This window comes from Vibrio sp. Of7-15, from assembly GCF_022347565.1.
GTDB lineage: Bacteria > Pseudomonadota > Gammaproteobacteria > Enterobacterales > Vibrionaceae > NORP241.
On sequence record NZ_JAKRGH010000002.1, the window covers coordinates 389,139 to 408,956 of the forward strand.

Consider the following 19,818-nt stretch of genomic DNA (forward strand, 5'->3'; position numbering starts at 1 on the left):
AAAAGGGCGACCAGAAATGGTTGCCCTTTTTCGTACCTATGAGTGCAAAGATAGTGAATATGAGAGAACTAAGCGGCCGCAGGAATACCGCTATGGAATCGAAATTCTTTTTCTTCACGTAGAATCAGTTCTGCTTCATAACGTCCGATTTCCTGCACTCGCTCCGAGATATCCTCACCTGCAATGTCGGTTGCTAACTGCAAATAATCCATGTAGTGGCGAGCTTCAGAACGAAGCAGTGACACATAGAATTTGTGCAGCTCTTCGTCTAAGAAAGGGGCTAATTTAGCAAAGCGTTCACAGGAGCGAGCTTCAATGTACGCTCCCATAATTAGTTTATCGATAAGCGCTGCTGGCTCGTAAGTTCTTACGTGCTTCATTAAGCCTTTTGCATAGGTGCCTGCTGTGAGGTTTTGGTATGGAATATCACGGTTGTCCATGATTTCTAGGACTTGTTCGAAGTGATGGAACTCTTCTTTGATTAATCGGACCATTTTATCGATAAGATCTTGGCCACAAGGAAAACCTTCTTTTAAGGTTAATTCGCTAGACTGCATGTGTTTCTTTTCAGGAAATACAATATCGCGTTGCTTTCGATACACAAAGTCTTCGTACGGTTTAGCCCAAGATAAGATCTTTTCGCCACTTTCTTTATCAACCGCGTACTTTCGCACTAGCCACATCGCGGTTTGACTGGCTTTCAATTCACAGTTGCAGTGATCAACCAAAAGGGCTGTGAGGTTTTCAGGTTTTTTGGCTTCTTCTATCCAAGCATCTGGGGTTGCGCATTGTAAGAATGCATTCACTGGCTCAAGTAGAGCGTGGATTGTGTCGTTATCTGTTCTCATAAACCTAGTACGAATAAATAGAGTGTAGAAAAAAGGCCGCAATCGCGACCTTTAATGGAATGATGATAAGTAATATTCTACCATTTTTTCTTTGGTTGGAAGAGTACATCAATGTCATCATCTTTATGTTTGTCTTGATGTTGTTTACGCTCTTCGTCATGTTGTTGTTTTTTCTTATTATCTATCTCATCAAGCATAGATTGAAGACGAGCACGTGCTTTATTTGAGTAACCGTCATTTTTGGTTGAAAGAGCATCAATCCCTTTTTTCAACAACTGTTTTGCGGTACCCACTTGGCCACGAGTGATTGCATCGTTAGCGCGTTTTACGACGTTTTCGATATTGATTCGAACCTGAATGGATTCTAAGCGAGCATTTTCAGCCACAAAAACCTGTGTATTCACTCGGCCTTTTTTATGCTCAGAGCGTAATGTGTCGCGCAGGCGTTTAACCAGCTTTAACATCATGATCGCTTGTTTATCATTACTTGGTACTTTCAAGTTGGTGCTTTCACCACCAGCGTAATTTTCTTTTAGCTGACGGAGTTGCTCTTCCATGTTCGCAATACGCTGCGCAAGAGTGCGGTTCGTTGGGTCGATGTCGTACATTGCTTGTAGGGCATCGAGTACACGTTGGTTTAAGCAAACGAGTAATTCTTTACTGTAAGGCAGGTGGTGCGCATTACCCATTAACTCTTCTGTTGTTTCGATTACGGCAATATGCTTCGCTGCTTCTTGTTTTTTTGCAGATTCAATACGAGAACGATATTGAATAATCACGTTATAGCCAATAATAAGAGCGAGTAAAAGGGCGAACAACCCGACAATCAAAGCAATATTCATAAGAAAAGTCTACATTCCATGCAATTGGTGCAAACAGTTAGGATACACTATACATATTACCACTGGTAGCACCTTGTTTTCATTATTGTAATTTATAATGCTTATTGTGATAAATAAGCACATCCATTTAGTATACGTGAGTTTGTCATCTTTTTAGCAGTTATTCATTATTTTCTAAGCACCCGCGATCATTTTATGTGAAGGCGAATCCAGCTTTTATTATAGTAATGACTTAAAAATAAACTAAAAAGATAGAATATGATTATTTATCATGAGTTTTGCGCCATTATTAACCGTAAAACAAGACAATTACTAGGAAAAATAGCCATTTCGAGATATAACTATATCGAATACAGCACAGTGCTGGTATGCAGTAATGGATTACGAGGCGATAGAGATGAAATTACAACAACTCAAATATATTGTTGAAGTGGTAAACCACAATTTAAATGTTTCTTCTACCGCAGAAAGCTTATACACGTCTCAACCTGGGATCAGTAAGCAAGTACGTTTACTTGAAGATGAACTCGGTGTGCAAATTTTCGAGCGAAGTGGAAAACATTTGACCAAGGTCACTAGTGCTGGCGAAGACATCGTTCGTATTTCTCGTGACATTCTTTCCCGTGTTGAAGGTATTAAGGCTGTAGCTGGTGAGCATACTCACCCAGAAGTCGGGACACTTAATATTTCAACCACTCATACTCAAGCTCGTTATGCTCTGCCTGATGTCATCAAAGGGTTCACTGCTCGTTACCCGAAAGTTTCATTACACATGCACCAAGGTACGCCAAGCCAGATGTCGGATGCTGTCGCGAAAGGGACTGCTGATTTTGCTATTGCAACGGAAGCGCTTCATTTGTATCAAGATGCGGTGATGTTGCCTTGTTACCACTGGAATCGCTCTATTGTGGTTACAAAAGATCACCCTCTGGCGCAAAAGTCATCAGTGACTATTCAAGATCTTGCTGCGTATTCTTTAGTTACTTATGTGTTTGGCTTTACTGGTCGTTCTGAGCTGGATACTGCATTTAATAAATCAGGCTTGACCCCTAAGATTGTGTTTACGGCAACGGATGCGGATGTTATTAAAACGTATGTTCGTTTAGGCGTTGGAGTGGGTGTGATTGCAAGTATGGCGATTGATCCTGAAACCGACACTGACTTAATTGCCATTGATGCTAGCCATATTTTCGGGGCAAGTACAACCAACATCGGTTTTAGAAAGGGCACTTTTTTACGTACTTATATGTATGATTTTATGGAACGTTTTGCACCACATCTAACACGCCCTGTGGTTGAGCAAGCGGTGGCACTTAAAAACAATGCAGAAATTGAAGAGATGTTTAAACACATAGAGCTTCCAGTTCGTTAATCACAACACTGGATTTTTTGAGTAAGCCTCATACAATACACACTCATTCTTTGAGGCTTACTATGCACCGTCGTTTTTCTACTTTAGATTCCCTCCTGTTCGAATCTCGCGTTTTTTGGCAACATTCACTTTATCACTATCTTGATTTCCCGTGGCGTGAGCAACTTCCTGAGTTATGCGAGTGGCTTGATAGCCAGACGTTACAGCACGTTATTGATTTGAAAAATAACCCTGATCAGCTGACTAATGAGATTAGCCAGTGGATCCCTTATGCGAAACAGTTACGGGATCTTTGTGAGTTACCTGATCTTCCCACATCTAATAAGGAAGTAAGGCGAGGGTTAGATGTTGGAGTTCCTGGCCGAAAATGGCATCAAATTAACGAGTTTGCTGCGGCTGCGGAACAGTCGGGCAGTGAAAATTGGCTAGAGTGGTGTGCAGGAAAAGGGTATTTAGGGCGTTTATTGGCTTCTAGGCCAACCTCAACGGTAACTAGTCTTGAGATACAAGCACAGTTGTGCACGGATGGTCAGGCGTTTGCGAATGAACAATCGCTGGATATGACTTTTATTGAAGCTGATGCTTTTTCTTCTTCGAGTTTGCAGTACATACAAGAAAAGCAGCATGCGGTGGCCCTACATGCGTGTGGTGATCTGCATGTTACATTACTTAAAAAAGTGGCAGAGGTGAGATCTGAAGCCGTAAGTATTTCTCCGTGTTGTTATCACTTGATTCAAACAGAACATTATCAGCCGTTGTCATATGAAGCCAAAGCCTCTTTGCTGCGCTTAGATAAGCAAGATTTGCGGTTGCCCTTACAAGAAACGGTGACGGCTGGGCAAAGAACGGTACAGCATCGTATTCAGGAAGTGACCTATCGCCTTGGTTTTGACTCGTTGCAGCGTGCAATCAATCAGAGTTCATGCTATTTACCCGTTCCTAGTATCAAAAAGTCGCAGCTTTCTGAAGGGTTTTCAGCATTTTGTTTGTGGGCGGCGAATAAAAAAGGTATCACACTTCCTGATGACACTGATTTTTCATATTGGTTGAAATGTGGTGAACAGCGATTTGAGTTAGTTGAAAAAATGGACTTGGTACAGCAAGTCTTCAAACGCCCTTTAGAGCTTTGGTTAGTCTTAGATCGCGCTTTATTTATGAAAGAAAAAGGCTACGAGGTCCAGCTGGATCACTTTTGCGAACGTGAATACACTCCACGAAACATTTTACTCAGAGCCCGGTTAGCGAATAAATAAATGAGGTTGGTTAAGGCAACGTTATCAGCATAGTAAGCGTTGCTCATCAATGCTTTTCGCTGACATGGGCCTGCCTAGAAAGTAACCTTGGCAATAGTGAAAGTTGCATTGACGAAGGTACTCGAGTTGCTCTGATGTTTCGACTCCTTCGGCAATGAGCTTTAGCGATAAACTTTTACAAATCGCTTGGGTTGCTTCAACAATGGCTTTTCCTGAGCTATCAAACTGTTGTACAAAGCTTTGATCGAGCTTAACAGTGCTAATAGGTAAATCTTGGAGCTGCGAAAGTGAAGAGTACCCGGTGCCAAAGTCATCTAAATAAAGTTCTAAGCCTAATTCTGCTAACTCGTTTATGCATTGTTTCGCTTCATTAAAATCTTTAAGCATGGCGGACTCTGTGAGCTCTAACGCTAATTGCTCTGGTAAAATATCGTATTTATTCATTAGATCGGCAATGTAAGAGCTTAACCCTGCTTGTAGTTGAGTCCGAGATAGATTAACGCTCATCATAAGGCGTGTATTGTGCTTCTTGTGCCAGTGGTTCAATTGTTGGCAAGCAGAGCGTAATATCCAGCTCCCTAAAGGTACAATTTGCCCCGTCTCTTCTGCTAATGGGATGAACTCACCCGGCGAAACAAAGCCGAGCTCTTCGTCATTCCAGCGTATAAGGGCTTCAAAGCCTTTAAGCGCTCTTGAGTTAATATCGTAAATAGGCTGAAAGTGGAGCTGGAGTTGCTTTGTGCCAATGGAGCATGAAAGCCTGTGCCTCAATCGCATTTTTCTTTGCAGATCCGCAGCCATTGCGGGGCTGAAGTGGTGACAGCGATTGCGGCCTCTTTGCTTTGCTTCGTACATGGCCATATCGGCTTGGGCAAGAAGCGTTGCAATATCGGGAGCATCAGCAGGGTAGTGAGCTAAACCAATACTGCACCCAATGGAAAGAGGGTCGATGTCTGGTAGATTAAATGGCTGATTAAGAGTTTGGATTAATAATTTAGCTAATCTTTCTGGGCTTTTAAATTGCTCTGTTTTGATTAAAACAACAAATTCATCACTGCCTAAACGGGCAATGTGACCTTTATTAAACAGCTTGTGATTTAATCGTTTGGCTACTTGGTTAAGTAGTTTATCACCAACGTCATGGCCGTAGCCGTCGTTGATGAGTTTAAATCCTTCGAGATCAATAAAAAGAAGTGAGAAGGGCTGATGTTGGCTTTGCAGTGTTAACATGGTTTGGGTTAAACCAGCTCGGTTTAGTAATCCAGTTAACTTATCGTGCTCGGCTTGATATTTTGCATCAGCAATTTGTTGTTTTTGTTCATTAATATCTATTAGAGTGAGCAAAAGCTGTTGGCGCTTATCCAGCCATACGCCTTGTACTTGAAACCACGAATATTGTGTGCCTGTCCAGCAATAGCATTCTTCTAAAAAAGCTTTGTCTCGCTGAACGGTGTTTAGCCAGTTGGTTGCCTTTTCTGCGTCAGTCGTGAAAGTTTGTAAAGACGTAAGTGTACGACCAAAGCGTTTATCAAAAGTACGGTTAGAGCTGGTGAGTTTTCCTGTTGCATTGAATAGCAGAGCTAATCCAGAGTTATTTGAAAGGGCAATATCTCCTTTCAAGGTATTTTCATCACCTAATACTTCCACCAACATAGCTAAACGTCCATCATCTAACGTGACGCCCGAAAAGTGGCAAAGCAGTGTTTTGGTGGTATCCGTAGGGGAAAGTGACCACCAGGTTTTTATTACTTGCTGTTTTTCAAATTGCTTACGGTAAGACTCAAGGGTGGCAGCAACGGCTTCTGACATGTCACTTCCCATGTCACGCTGTAAAAGCTCATCTAATGATGGAGAGTTCCATATACTTAGGGATTTTTCGTTGGCCCAGTGTATGCGTTTGTTATCAAGGTCAAAGATCCAAATAGGAGTCGATAAGGAGTTTAGAGAAGCGTAGCAACTTACAGACATGAACTTGTTAACCTAACACACACAAAAGTGGCCAGAATTATAGCAAAAGATACGCTGTTTTGTATTTTAGGGAGAAAAATTGTTGAAAGGAATGTCTGCTTTGTGGCACAAGATCAACAAAATGAAATAAATGTTATAAAAATTAATAAAGGATATGAGAGGTTGTTGACCCATGCCTTCAAAAGTATGAATGATAAAGGCATGGGAGACTATAGCTTAGAAATTTAGTTTGAACTCTAAACCAATAAATTGTGAGTCGTATGGGGCTCCTGCATCAAGAGCGTAACTGGCTGCAGATTGATTGCCAAACCAAGGGCTGTAGTTCATATTTACTTCGGTATCATCTCCCCACCAATCAGTGATCCAGTAGTGGATATGACCTACTGGGTTTAGGAAGAATAGGCTGATATCTCCCAAGGTTTTAGACCCCATAACTTCCCCACCTTCTGCTACGATCTCTTGCTCTGTTTGGAACATCAATTCACCTACTGCGGCACCAAATAGCGGGGTGACAATAATATCTTGAGTTGATGGAACTTCGGCAAAAGCTTCAACACCATACTCCCAAAAGAAAGTCGACATCGTGAAAGAGTACAAGAACGATTCAAATTCATTGAAACCTGAATGACGTGCTGCAGTGTAATACACACCACCGAAATACGGGTGAGCAACATAGTTTAGGAAATGTTCGTCACCGTCCCATACTGGGCCAGCGGAAACATTATCTGTCCACTTTTTACCTAGGTTACTTAGATCTCGTGCTTCTGCATCCCACTTAGTGATGCTCTCTGGCAATAAGGTCATTAAGCCGACAGTAGCGACACTCAGACCAAGAATGGTATATGACTGCTCTAATAAGTAGTCCCAGTTTTTTTCGTCAGACAGGGACAAATGCAGAGGAAGATCGGTACCAGCTGTATCTTCGGCTTTTACTTTTTGTTCAGGAGAGCCTTTAGTCAGTGATAACTCATAAGGTGAATTTACGCAGTAGCTATTATAGATATCAGAACTACAGCTTACTTGGTAGGACAGTTCAATATGGGAAGCGTGATCCCAAGCCAGTGCTTGTGATGAAGCTGTACACCCTAGTAGCAGCGCTGCGAATTGTTGTTTCCTCACTGAGGAGCTCCTGAAGTTGATAAAGAGAAAATGATCTGACTCACAATTATCTACGATTTTACTTAAAAAGCCACAGATTAATCTGATTTTCAGTTTGAAATTATGGTGATTTTCAGGAAAGAAAAAGAAATAAAAGCCTCTTATCAGCGAATTTGATAAGAGGCTCAGAAATACTTAATAAAGTAATAAATTACCCTAAGGCAGGGAGTACACCAAATGTAATAAGTAATTGGGCAATGATAATGGAGACACCCGAACCACCAGCAATAGTTAGTGCTGTTTTGCCACCGATGGCTTGGTAAGAGTTCTCATGCGATGCATTTTTTATGCGAGCAACACGGATCATCGCCACTGGCAATAAAATAGCGAGGATTGCCAGAGCAATAGCGGCATAACCTAAAGCGGTAATGAAGCCTTGTGGGTAAAAAAGAGCAAAGCCCAATGGTGGAGTAAAGGTGATAAAGGCCACCATTAAACGCCCTTTAGCGGTATTGCTTTTTTTGATGCTGTCACCAAGAAAATCAAATAAACCTAAGCTTACGCCTAAAAAGGAAGTTACAAGGGCTAAATCCGCAAAAATAGACACAGTGTTGGCAATGGTTGGGTTATGCAGAGCCGTTGATAAAGTGTGGACTAAAGCGCTTACCCCTTGTTGAGAAACTAACTGCTCTTGGCTAACCACCCCTAAAGTAGCAAGCTGCCATAATACATAGATCATCAGTGGCATAGCAGAGCCAATAATGATCGCTTTACGTAATGATTTAATATCGAGATCTAAATATTTTACGACAGCAGGAATGCTGCCATGAAAGCCAAATGAAGTAAAAATAACCGGTAAGGCAGAGATAATCAGGCCTTGCTGAATAGGCATACTCAGTAAGTTAGTTTGCTGAATGTTTGGTGTGAGTACTGTCAGCATTACGATCATTGTGACTATTTTTAAGCTGAATAAGACTCGGTTTACGATGTCCACAGAGTGAGTGCCTACCGCAACAATCGTAGCAATAATGATAGTGAAAAGAACCGTACCGAGTTCAGTTGGAATATCGAGTAAAAACCACTGCTGTAGTTTTTGGTTAAATTGAGCACTACCACCCGCAATGTAAGCGGCACATAACGCATAAAAGAGAAACAGCATTGCAAACGTTGCTACCCATTTCCCTTTTTCGCCAAGAAATTGTTTTGCCAACGTATGCAGCGTTGCGTTTTTATCTGAATACTGATGAAGCTCAAGCATAAGAAGAGCGGTATAAGCCATTAGCGCCCACATGCCAAGCATAATCAGTAGTGATGTCGTGAAGCCTAATCCTGCAGAGGCAAGGGGAAGAGCCAGCATTCCGGCACCAATTGTGGTTCCTGCAATAATTAAAGTACTGCCAAGTAGTTTAGTATTTTTCATAGGTGTCACTCAGTAGTGTTCATTTATCTTTACGTTCGGTGCCAGTTAATCAATGATGCAAAATAGATATGAGTGCTTTATAAGAGAATATTATTCAATTTATCTCATAAAAGGCGTGAAAATTAACTGACTGTGGCTATTTTGCAGATATATTTTCTTAATACAAGCTATATGTACTAAAAAATTTACTGTTTTTGTAATTATTTCTTTACGGTTTTATTGGAGTAAATAATAGTGTATAAGAAAGCGCTGAGCAGATGTTTTCACTGCTAGCTTTAAATTGTTCTATCATTTGATGTTTTGGTCTTAAGAAGAGAGGTAATGTGCATGTTGCAAGTTGCAATGATCAGCACCGGAGAAGAAGTTTTACATGGTGATATTGTTGATACCAATGCAGCATGGCTATCTCGCCTTTTTTATCAGCATGGGTTTGCCCTTACTCGACGCTCTACGGTTGGCGATCAACTGGCGAGTTTAGCGGCAGAAATTGAGCTTCAAAGTCAGCAATCTGATGTGGTTATCGTAAATGGTGGTTTGGGGCCAACAACGGATGATTTAAGTGCTGCTGCTGCTGCACAAGCTGCAAATGTTGGTCTTAATTTATCAACCTTTTGGCTTGATCAGATGCAGGCGAAATACCAAAAGCTTAATCGCGTGATGCCTGAGAGTAATTTAAAACAGGCGATGCTTCCGGAAGGTGCTGAATTAATTGATAATCCTGTAGGTACTGCCTGCGGCTTCTATCTTACTTTAAATGACGCTAAAGTGTTTTTTACACCGGGTGTTCCGAGTGAATTTAAAGTCATGATTGAAAATCAAATCTTACCGCGCTTACGACAATGGAACCCAACGCTAACAGCGAGTGAATGTAGCCGTTTATACACATTTGGTCTTTCTGAATCTGGTATTAATGACATGCTCAGTGAGATTCGTCTACCACTTGGTTATGAAATTGGTTACCGCTCTTCATTACCGTTTATCGAAGTGAAGCTATTTGGCCCTAGTCATGATGATGGCCGAATGCGCTTGCTGGAAGCGATATACACTAAATTAGGTGATAATGTCGTCAGTGTTGATGAGCCTATGTTGGCGAATGTTGGGGCATTACTGGCGGAGTTTAAGGTCAACATCACGGTTGCTGAACAATCGACAGGTGGTTACTTAACGAACTGGATGCAAGAAGATGAACAAAGCCGAGAGCATATCAAACAGGGCTGGATTTTATCTTCTAAGGTTGAGCAACAATTGGCTAATCAAGATCCTCTGGCTGCTGCGTTAGCATTAGCTGCTGCGACACGCGAGCGAACACAAACGGCGTTTGGTTTGTCGTCTGGTCCTGTTATTGATGGAATGGTTGCTGTTGCGTTGTCTACGACTTATGGGGAGTGGGGGCAATTAGTTAAACTAAAGCGTAATTATGATCATAAAGATACGCGAACTGTGCTTTCGGCGTTAATGCTCGATATGTTGCGTCGTTGTTTAGAAAAGAAACCGATGTTTGGCCACTATGAGTCCATCCATCGCGAGTCTGAAATTTACGTGCCTCAATCCGCGTTATAGCGTTTAATTTTTTGTAATTATGGCAAACATTAAAGGTCGGTTTTCCGGCCTTTTTTAGTTACCTATATTTAATGATTTTGTCTTTCCGGTATTGTCAGCCTAATAGGTGATCTTATCAGTAAAATTTAAAGTCTGACTGTCAAAGTAAATGAAATGGTTGTCATGATGTGGATGTTTGTATGCCAATGGTTTACATAGAATAAGGGCCTACAACATCGCGTTATAGGCCCTCCACATTATGCTTGTTTTTTGATCATTTCAAAATGCACATTTTCCAGCACCACGTCGGTTTTTGCTTTACAGGCACAGGGTAAAATCTCTCCTGGATTTAAAAAAGCAAGAGGGAAACTGTCATACTCCACCTCTCCTGACACTAAGGTACAACGGCACGCGCCACAATGGCCACTCCGGCAGTGGTATTCTGCTTGCAGACCTTGCGATTCCATCACTTCAAGTAGAGACTTGTCGGATGTTGTAGTTAGTGTTGTGATGCGGTTAATGTGAATTTTCATTACAGCTCAAAATCTCCTAGATCATCAGCGCTGACTTCATTATCAATTTGGCCGACAAGGTAAGAGCTAATTTCAGCCTCTTGAGGGGCAACTTGCACATTGTCAGAGGATAACCAAGTGTTGATCCATGGGATTGGGTTTTGGCTGGCTTCCGCGTAGGCAGGGGCTAGACCCACCGCTTGCATACGAAGGTTTGTAATGTACTCAACGTATTGGCATAAGATGTCTTTGTTTAAGCCAATCATTGAGCCATCTTTGAATAGGTACTCAGCCCATTCTTTCTCTTGCTCTGCGGCTGCTTTGAATAGATCGAAACAGTCTTGCTCACACTCTTTAGCGATTTCGACGAAGTCTGGGTCGTCTTGGCCTGTGCGAAGCAGGTTAAGCATGTGTTGGGTGCTGGTTAAGTGCAGAGCTTCATCGCGTGCAATAAGCTTGATGATTTTTGCATTGCCTTCCATCAGCTCACGCTCAGCGAAAGCGAATGAACATGCAAAACTTACGTAGAAACGAATAGCTTCTAATGCGTTAACTGACATTAGGCAGCGGTACAGTTTCTTTTTCAGTTCACGCTTATCGACGGTGATGGATTCACCATTGATGGTGTGTTTGCCTTCACCGAGGCGGTGGTAGTCATTGGTTGCTTGGATGAGATCGTCATAGTAGTGAGCAATATCACCCGCACGTTTTAAAATTTCTTCATTTTCAACAATATCATCAAAGACCAGCGCAGGATCGTTGGTGATATTACGGATAATGTGTGTGTAAGAACGTGAGTGAATGGTTTCAGAGAACGACCACGTTTCAATCCACGTCTCTAATTCAGGTAGAGAGACCAATGGCAGTAGGGCAACATTTGGGCTGCGGCCTTGGATTGAGTCCAGTAATGTTTGATATTTTAGGTTACTGATGAAGATGTGTTTTTCATGATCAGGCAAGTTTGCATAATCAATGCGATCACTGGATACATCAACTTCTTCTGGACGCCAGAAAAAGGACAATTGTTTTTCGATCAGCTTTTCGAAAATCTCAAATTTTTGTTGGTCGTAGCGAGCAACATTGACCGATTGACCAAGAAACATCGGTTCTTTAAGTTGATCGTTTTTCGTTTGGCAAAAAGTGCTGTAAGCCATGGTGTCCTCAAAATACGAAAGGGAGCACTTAGGCTCCCTAAATAAAAAACAAGATTAAATTTTACATGCGCCGCCTGCACAATCATCATCTTGCTGAGCGAGATCTGATTGAGCATCATCTGCACCATCACGAGTGTTGTGGTAGTACAGGGTTTTTAAGCCAAGCTTATAAGCGGTTAGCAAATCTTTAAGCAGCAGCTTCATTGGCACTTTGCCATTTGGCTGACGGCTCGGATCGTAGTTTGTATTTGCAGAAATCGATTGGTCGATGAATTTTTGCATAATACCAACAAGTTGTAGATAACCGTCGTTAGAACCAATGTTCCACAGTAGCTCGTAGTTATCTTTCAGCTCTTGATATTCAGGTACAACTTGCTTAAGGATACCATCTTTAGAAGCTTTAACCGAAACATATCCACGTGGTGGTTCAATACCGTTGGTTGCATTTGAAATCTGAGAGGATGTCTCTGATGGCATTAATGCAGACAGTGTTGAGTTACGTAAGCCGTGAGTTTTGATCTCTTCACGTAATGTTTCCCAATCCAGCTGAAGAGGCTCATCACAAATCTTGTCTAGTTCAGATTTGTAAGTATCAATTGGCAAAATACCTTGAGCGTAGGTTGTTTCATTGAAAGCAGGGCAAGCACCTTGCTCTTTGGCTAGGCCAACAGACGCTTTTAGTAGGTAGTATTGAATCGCTTCAAATGTCTTATGAGTCAGGCCATTTGCGCTGCCATCGGAGTAGCGAACACCGTTTTTCGCTAGGTAGTAGGCATAGTTGATCACACCAACACCAAGAGTACGGCGGTTAACCGTTGCTTTTTGGGCTGCTGGAAGTGGGTAGTCTTGATAATCAAGTAGGGCATCAAGAGCACGAACGGTTAGATCGGCTAATTCATCTAATTCGTCTAGAGACTCTAGCGCGCCTAAGTTGAATGCAGACAGAGTACATAATGCAATTTCACCACTGTCATCAGCTACGTTGTTGAGTGGTTTTGTCGGTAGAGCAATTTCTAAGCATAAGTTCGATTGGCGAACTGGCGCTACCGCAGGGTCAAATGGGCTGTGTGTATTACAATGGTCAACGTTTTGAATGTAAATACGGCCAGTTGATGCACGTTCTTGCATTAGTAGTGAGAACAGCTCGATCGCTTTGACTGTTTCACGCTTGATGGATGCATCTTGTTCGTATTTCTCATACAAACGCTCAAACTCATCTTGATCTGCGAAGAAAGCATCATATAGACCAGGCACGTCAGATGGAGAGAATAAGCTAATGTCTCCACCTTTGATCAGGCGAGTGTACATCAGTTTGTTGATTTGTACGCCGTAGTCCATATGACGAACACGGTTCTCTTCAACACCACGGTTATTTTTCAGAACCAGTAGTGATTCTACTTCGCGGTGCCAAATTGGGTAGAATAGGGTTGCGGCACCACCACGTACACCACCTTGAGAACAACATTTTACGGCTGTTTGGAAGTATTTGTAGAAAGGAATACAACCTGTATGAAAGGCTTCGCCACCACGGATTTCAGAACCTAGTGCACGGATACGACCAGCATTGATACCAATACCTGCACGTTGAGATACGTAACGAACAATGGAGCTTGCTGTTGCGTTAATAGAATCTAGGCTGTCATCACACTCAATCAGTACGCAAGAGCTGAATTGACGCGTAGGTGTACGCACACCAGACATAATTGGTGTTGGTAGTGAAATTTTGAATGTGGATACCGCATCGTAAAAACGTTTAATGTAGTCTAAACGTGTGTCTTTCGGGTACTTAGCGAATAGGCAAGCCGCAACTAATACGTATAAGAACTGCGCGCTCTCGTAGATTTCGCCAGAAACACGGTTTTGTACGAAATATTTACCTTCTAGCTGTTTCACTGCTGCGTAAGAGAAGCTCATGTCGCGGTCGTGAACAATGAAGCTGTCCATTTGCGCAAATTCTTCTGCGCTATAATCTTCGATAAGGTGCTTGTCGTATTTGCCCATATCAACAAGACGGTTGACGTGATCAAATAGCGCTGGTGGCTCAAACTGACCATACGCTTTTTTACGAAGATGGAAAACGGCTAATCGAGCGGCAACATACTGATAATCTGGCGTCTGCTCTGAAATAAGATCAGCAGCAGATTTAATGATGGTTTCGTGAATGTCCGATGTCTTCATACCGTCGTAGAATTGAATGTGGGATTTCAGCTCTACCTGAGAAACAGAAACATTATCTAGACCTTCAGCAGCCCAAGTAATGACACGGTGGATTTTTTCAAGATCGATATTTTCTTTACGTCCATCACGCTTAGATACGGTCAGTTGTTGATTCATTTTTCGTCGTTTTCCTAACTTTACAGCGTTAGACCGTTTATTCTGTAACTTTTGCAATTCTTTAGAACGGTCATGTGATCTACCCCTATTTTCAATATAGTACAAATAACACTACATATAGGGGGCTATAATTGAATTGGTTACAAGATAGTGAGGTTTCGTTCTATTTTCAAGTTCAGAAATAATCTGTGCCTGTGGATAAGATGGGGAATAAAAAAAATATGTAAGTAGCCGCTAACTGAGGCAAATAGGTCACGAAAAGTGATCAAAAAATCAAGGTAATATTTTGATGTCGTTTTATACAGTTAAAAATTATTTTTCTTGATTTTTTTCTGGTTTTTATTTCTTATTTCATCTAACAGATGTGTGGTTATTTCTTATCCAAAAGAGTAGCTAGATTGTTATAATATGTGAGCGTATTGTGTGTTCTGTGCGATAAAAAAGAAAGGCACTCGAAAGTGCCTTTATCGAAAATATTACCCAGTTTATTAAATGTCTTTTACAGTATGAACAATGTAGTTTACGTCTACATTGTTACCCAACCAGTAATTTTCTGTTAGTGGGTTATAGTGTAAGCCTGTCATTGCTTGTTCTGTTAATGGTGTTGAATCTATCATTTTTATTAGCTCTGAAGGGCGAATAAATTTGTCATGATGATGAGTACCTTTTGGAACTAACTTTAGTACTTGTTCTGCACCGACAATCGCAAACAGATAAGATTTCAGGTTGCGGTTAAGTGTGGAGAAGAATACATGACCTCCCGGCTTCACCATTTTGGCACATGAAGCAATCACAGACGCTGGATCTGGTACGTGCTCTAGCATTTCCATGCAAGTGACCACATCATAAAGCTCTGGGTGTAATTCTGCATGCTCTTCAGCTGTGCGCTGTACGTATTCAAGCTGGGTATTGGTTTCAAGTGCGTGCAAACGAGCCACAGTAAGAGGCTCTTTCCCCATGTCTAAGCCTGTAACGTCTGCCCCTTGTTTTGCCATGCTTTCAGCTAAAATGCCGCCACCGCAGCCAACATCGAGCACTTTTTTCCCGAAGAGGCCATTTGCTTTATCTAGAACAAAGCTCAGGCGCAAAGGGTTGATCTGATGGAGTGGTTTAAATTCACCTTCGAGATCCCACCAGCGGGATGCCATGTCTTCAAATTTTTTTATTTCTGCCGGGTCGACATTTTGCTGCTTGGTCATAATTACGCATTTCCCTCTAGTCTATTCGGGCATTATAACTTGTGCGCATTATAACTAAAGCAGTGAAAAAAACAGGGCTTAGAAGACAAAGAGAGAAAGAAGTAGACCTAATGTATGTTTTTTCATCAATTATCAGTTCTTTTTCAAGGTAATAGCCTTTTCGGTTGTAATTTGATCGTGAATTGATAGAAATCTTGCTCTGGGCGTAGTAAAAGAAGAGGAAAGTGGTGCCGAAGGGAGTGAAATTATGGTATATTCTCGCTCCTTGCACGTATAACTTTATACGACAGAAATGATTGAGGGATATTGGCTCTATGAGCGATCTTGCTAAAGAGATCACGCCCGTAAATATTGAAGATGAGCTTCGAGGTTCGTACCTTGACTATGCGATGTCAGTTATCGTTGGTCGTGCTCTTCCCGATGTGCGTGATGGCCTAAAACCAGTACACCGCCGCGTTTTGTTCGCGATGAATGTACTAGGTAATGATTGGAACAAACCATATAAAAAATCTGCCCGTGTTGTTGGCGACGTAATTGGTAAATATCACCCGCATGGTGATAGTGCTGTATACGATACCATTGTTCGTATGGCTCAGCCGTTCTCCTTACGTTACATGCTAGTTGACGGTCAGGGTAACTTTGGTTCGATTGATGGTGACTCAGCAGCGGCAATGCGTTACACCGAAGTACGCATGTCAAAAATTGCTCATGAGTTACTTGCCGATTTGGACAAAGAAACTGTTGATTACGTACCCAACTACGATGGTACTGAGCAAATTCCAGCAGTTTTACCAACAAAAATTCCTAACTTACTGGTTAACGGTGCTTCTGGTATCGCGGTAGGTATGGCGACGAACATTCCACCACATAACTTAGGTGAAGTGATCGATGGCTGTTTAGCGTACATCAATAATGAATCAATCACGATTGATGAGCTAATGGACTACATTCCGGGCCCAGATTTTCCAACTGCGGCGATGATCAGTGGTCGTAAAGGGATCATTGATGCTTATAAAACGGGCCGTGGTAAAGTTTACATGCGCTCGAAAGCGGATATCGAAACGGACAAGAATGGTAAAGAAACCATTGTTGTTACCGAAATCCCATACCAAGTAAACAAAGCTCGTTTAATTGAAAAGATTGCCGAGCTAGTAAAAGACAAAAAAGTTGAAGGTATCAGTGCACTGCGTGATGAGTCTGATAAAGACGGCATGCGCATTGTTATTGAGTGTAAGCGTGATGCTGTGGGTGAAGTTGTTCTAAACAATCTTTATTCTCAAACTCAGCTGCAAACGACGTTTGGTATTAACATGGTTGCCCTAGATAACGGCCAGCCTAAGCTGTTCAACTTAAAAGACATGTTGAAGTGCTTTGTTAATCACCGCCGTGAAGTGGTTACTCGCCGTACTATCTTCGAACTACGTAAAGCGCGTGAGCGTGCACATATCCTCGAAGGTTTAGCGTTAGCCCTAGCCAACATCGATGAAATTATTGAACTAGTTCGAAATGCACCAACTCCAGCTGAAGCGAAATCTGCTTTAGTTGCTCGTGGTTGGGATTTAGGTAACGTTGCCGCTATGCTTGAGCGTGCAGGTACTGATGCGGCTCGTCCTGATTGGTTAGAGCCCCAATATGGTATCCGCGAAGGTCAGTACTTCCTGACTGAGCAACAAGCACAAGCGATTCTGGACCTTCGTTTACATAAGTTAACGGGTCTAGAGCATGAGAAGATTCTTGATGAGTACAAAGCGCTTCTAGAAGAGATTGCAGAGTTAATGCATATCTTGGCAAGCACAGAGCGTTTAATGGAAATCATCTGTGAAGAATTAGAGCAAGTTAAAGAAAACTTTAACGATGCTCGCCGTACTGAAATCACAGCGGCAAGCCACGATATCGACTTGGAAGATTTGATCAACCAAGAAGACGTGGTAGTTACTTTGTCACACGAAGGCTACGTGAAGTACCAAATCCTGAGTGACTACGAAGCTCAGCGTCGTGGTGGTAAAGGTAAAGTTGCCACTCGAATGAAAGATGAAGATTACATCGAGCGCTTGTTAGTTGCTAATACACATGACTCTATTTTGTGTTTCTCAACGCGTGGTCGTATGTATTGGTTGAAAGTGTACCAGTTACCATTGGCGAGCCGAACAGCTCGTGGTAAACCAATCGTTAACTTACTTCCACTGGAGGAAGGTGAGCGCATCACTGCTATCTTGCCAGTGAAAGAGTACGCAGAAGATAAGTTTGTCTTTATGGCAACCGCTGACGGCACGGTTAAGAAAACGCCGTTAACTGATTTCAGCCGCCCTCGCAGTGCCGGTATTATCGCGGTGAACTTACGTGATGGTGATTCACTGATTGGTGTTGATATTACGAAAGGTAATGATGACATCATGCTGTTCTCGAAAGAGGGTAAAGTGGTTCGCTTCATGGAAGATCAAGTTCGTGGTATGGGCCGTACTGCTGCTGGTGTACGTGGTATTAAATTAAAAGACGACGACAAAGTTGTTTCATTAATTGTTCCACACACCGATGGCGATATCTTAACGGTGACTGAAAACGGTTACGGTAAGCGTACTATTCAATCTGAATACCCAGCGAAGAGCCGTGCAACTCAAGGCGTTGTGTCTATCAAAGTGTCTGAGCGTAACGGTAGCGTGGTGGGTGCTGTTCAAGTTGATGACGGTGATGAGTTCATGATGATCACTGATGGCGGAACGTTAGTACGTACTCGTGTTGCAGAAGTTAGCCAAGTGGGCCGTAATACCCAAGGTGTTACTCTGATCCGTACAGCCGAAGACGAGCACGTTGTTGGTCTTCAACGTATCGATGAGCCAGAAGAGCAACTTGTTGAAGGAGAAGAAGTTGATGCAGGTTCAGAAGGCGATTCTGAAGCGGTAGCGGCGGCACCTGTTGCAGATGATTCAGCTGATGATGCTGTGACTGAATAAGTTTAGTCATTTATAAAAATACAAAAGCGTAGCCATAGGGTTGCGCTTTTTTTATGCCTAAACATTTCTTATTAAGGCGTTGAGCAAGAAAATTAGCTGAAAAAAGAGAAATAGATCACTTTCCGCTTTTCTCTTTGGTGTGAAACGTGTTAAATCAAATAATAGTAATGTCATTTCTAATCTCGCACCTAGCAGGAGCAATAAAAAATCATGGAACAGGTTTATAACTTTTGTGCTGGTCCAGCAATGTTACCAGCAGATGTTTTAAAGCAAGCCCAACAAGAATTAGTTGACTGGAATGGCTTGGGCACGTCAGTGATGGAAATTAGCCACCGAAGCAAAGAATTCATTCAAGTTGCCGAGCAATCCGAGCAAGACTTACGAGATTTATTATCCATTCCTGATAATTATAAAGTGTTATTTTGTCAGGGGGGCGCTCGTGCGCAATTTGCCGCGGTACCATTAAACTTATTAGGTGACGCTAAGAGCGCAGATTATGTTGACGGTGGTTATTGGGCACAAAGCGCAGTAGAAGAAGCAAAAAAATACTGTCAGCCAAACGTGTTGGACGTAACCTGTGAGCGTGATGGTAAAAAAGCGATTGTACCAGCGTCGGAGTGGAAGTTTAGTGAGTCAGCTGCGTATGTTCATTTCTGCCCGAATGAAACTATTGATGGCATTGAAATTCGTGATCTGCCTGTTACCGATAAGCCTATTGTGGCTGATTTATCGTCCACAATTTTGTCTCGTGAAATCGATGTTTCTAAATATGGTGTTATTTATGCGGGCGCACAAAAAAATATTGGCCCAGCGGGTTTAGCCATTGTGATTGTTCGTGATGATTTACTGGGGGTGGCAAAACAAGCGCTACCAAGCATCTTGGATTACACGGTACTGGCAGCTAAAGATTCCATGTTTAATACGCCACCAACTTACTCATGGTATCTGGCTGGTTTAGTGTTTAAGTGGCTAAAAGCCAACGGTGGTATTAAAGCGATGGAAAAGCGTAATATCGAGAAAGCTGCTCTGCTTTATGACTACATCGATAATTCTTCTTTCTACCATAATGGTGTTCACGCAGATAACCGTTCCTTAATGAATGTGCCTTTTCAATTAGCAAATGCTGAGTTAGATAGTCAGTTTTTAGAATTGGCAGATAAAGCAGGTTTGAAAGCACTGAAGGGCCATCGTGCTGTGGGGGGGATGCGTGCTTCTATTTACAATGCAATGCCACTAGAAGGTGTGCAAGCGTTGGTGAATTTCATGCGTGAATTTGAGCAGCAGTACGCTTAATTTTCTTATTTGGTTGTTATATAAAAGAAAAACCG

15 protein-coding genes are annotated in these 19,818 nt (G+C 42.1%); 6 read left to right on the plus strand and 9 right to left on the minus strand.

The window, feature by feature from the left end; all coding sequences use genetic code 11:
- Positions 1–68 precede the first annotated feature (68 nt).
- Both miaE and MHO82_RS04360 read right to left on the minus strand, forming a co-directional pair.
- Positions 69–848, minus strand: a complete 780-nt coding sequence (miaE, locus tag MHO82_RS04355; RefSeq protein ID WP_239182623.1) for a tRNA isopentenyl-2-thiomethyl-A-37 hydroxylase MiaE — start codon at positions 846–848, stop codon at positions 69–71.
- Positions 849–925: 77 nt separating this feature from the next.
- Entirely contained in the window at positions 926–1,690 is a 765-nt protein-coding gene (locus MHO82_RS04360; protein WP_239182624.1) for a DNA repair protein, read from the minus strand.
- A gap of 397 nt (positions 1,691–2,087) precedes the next feature.
- On the opposite strand from MHO82_RS04360, the gene cysB reads away from it, so the two are divergent.
- Both cysB and MHO82_RS04370 read left to right on the plus strand, forming a co-directional pair.
- Positions 2,088–3,062 (plus strand): HTH-type transcriptional regulator CysB, encoded by a 975-nt coding sequence (cysB, locus tag MHO82_RS04365; RefSeq protein ID WP_239182625.1) that lies wholly within the window; start codon positions 2,088–2,090, stop codon positions 3,060–3,062.
- Positions 3,063–3,124: 62 nt separating this feature from the next.
- Complete coding sequence (locus tag MHO82_RS04370) at positions 3,125–4,315, plus strand: methyltransferase (protein ID WP_239182626.1); 1,191 nt, start codon at positions 3,125–3,127, stop codon at positions 4,313–4,315.
- 24 nt (positions 4,316–4,339) lie between these two features.
- On the opposite strand, the gene MHO82_RS04375 is transcribed toward MHO82_RS04370, so the two are convergent.
- Positions 4,340–6,283, minus strand: a complete 1,944-nt coding sequence (locus tag MHO82_RS04375; RefSeq protein WP_239182627.1) for an EAL domain-containing protein — start codon at positions 6,281–6,283, stop codon at positions 4,340–4,342.
- A gap of 102 nt (positions 6,284–6,385) precedes the next feature.
- On the opposite strand from MHO82_RS04375, the gene MHO82_RS25750 reads away from it, so the two are divergent.
- Complete coding sequence (locus MHO82_RS25750) at positions 6,386–6,511, plus strand: hypothetical protein (protein WP_275440492.1); 126 nt, start codon at positions 6,386–6,388, stop codon at positions 6,509–6,511.
- Here MHO82_RS25750 and MHO82_RS04380 read toward each other — a convergent pair.
- Positions 6,500–7,402, minus strand: a complete 903-nt coding sequence (locus MHO82_RS04380) for a DUF3943 domain-containing protein (RefSeq protein ID WP_239182628.1) — start codon at positions 7,400–7,402, stop codon at positions 6,500–6,502. The two genes, MHO82_RS25750 and MHO82_RS04380, sit on opposite strands and share 12 nt — an antisense overlap.
- A 190-nt stretch (positions 7,403–7,592) precedes the next feature.
- Positions 7,593–8,801 (minus strand): aromatic amino acid transport family protein, encoded by a 1,209-nt coding sequence (locus tag MHO82_RS04385; RefSeq protein ID WP_239182629.1) that lies wholly within the window; start codon positions 8,799–8,801, stop codon positions 7,593–7,595.
- A 327-nt stretch (positions 8,802–9,128) separates the two neighbouring features.
- Between MHO82_RS04385 and MHO82_RS04390 the strand changes: the two genes are divergently transcribed.
- The gene (locus tag MHO82_RS04390; RefSeq protein WP_239182630.1) at positions 9,129–10,361 is read left to right on the plus strand and encodes a CinA family nicotinamide mononucleotide deamidase-related protein; all 1,233 of its coding nucleotides are present in this window, start codon (positions 9,129–9,131) and stop codon (positions 10,359–10,361) included.
- A 236-nt stretch (positions 10,362–10,597) separates the two neighbouring features.
- Here MHO82_RS04390 and yfaE read toward each other — a convergent pair whose 3' ends face one another.
- The 4 genes from yfaE to ubiG form a co-directional block, all read right to left on the minus strand.
- Positions 10,598–10,873 carry a class I ribonucleotide reductase maintenance protein YfaE gene (yfaE, locus tag MHO82_RS04395; RefSeq protein WP_239182631.1) on the minus strand — a complete coding sequence of 92 codons (276 nt, stop codon included), beginning with the start codon at positions 10,871–10,873 and terminating at the stop codon, positions 10,598–10,600.
- Positions 10,873–12,006 carry a class Ia ribonucleoside-diphosphate reductase subunit beta gene (nrdB, locus tag MHO82_RS04400; protein WP_239182632.1) on the minus strand — a complete coding sequence of 378 codons (1,134 nt, stop codon included), beginning with the start codon at positions 12,004–12,006 and terminating at the stop codon, positions 10,873–10,875. The genes yfaE and nrdB overlap by 1 nt, the downstream gene beginning before the upstream one ends.
- 54 nt (positions 12,007–12,060) lie before the next feature.
- Complete coding sequence (nrdA, locus tag MHO82_RS04405; RefSeq protein ID WP_239182633.1) at positions 12,061–14,340, minus strand: class 1a ribonucleoside-diphosphate reductase subunit alpha; 2,280 nt, start codon at positions 14,338–14,340, stop codon at positions 12,061–12,063.
- A 488-nt stretch (positions 14,341–14,828) separates the two neighbouring features.
- A complete protein-coding gene (ubiG, locus tag MHO82_RS04410; protein WP_239182634.1) occupies positions 14,829–15,539 on the minus strand; it encodes a bifunctional 2-polyprenyl-6-hydroxyphenol methylase/3-demethylubiquinol 3-O-methyltransferase UbiG in 711 nt (236 codons plus the stop codon).
- Positions 15,540–15,853: 314 nt separating this feature from the next.
- Between ubiG and gyrA the strand changes: the two genes are divergently transcribed.
- On the plus strand, positions 15,854–18,490 hold the full coding sequence (gyrA, locus tag MHO82_RS04415) for a DNA topoisomerase (ATP-hydrolyzing) subunit A (protein ID WP_239182635.1): 2,637 nt from the start codon (positions 15,854–15,856) through the stop codon (positions 18,488–18,490).
- Positions 18,491–18,700: 210 nt separating this feature from the next.
- Positions 18,701–19,783, plus strand: coding sequence for a 3-phosphoserine/phosphohydroxythreonine transaminase (gene serC, locus MHO82_RS04420; RefSeq protein WP_239182636.1), 1,083 nt, complete (start codon positions 18,701–18,703; stop codon positions 19,781–19,783).
- Positions 19,784–19,818: the final 35 nt, after the last annotated feature.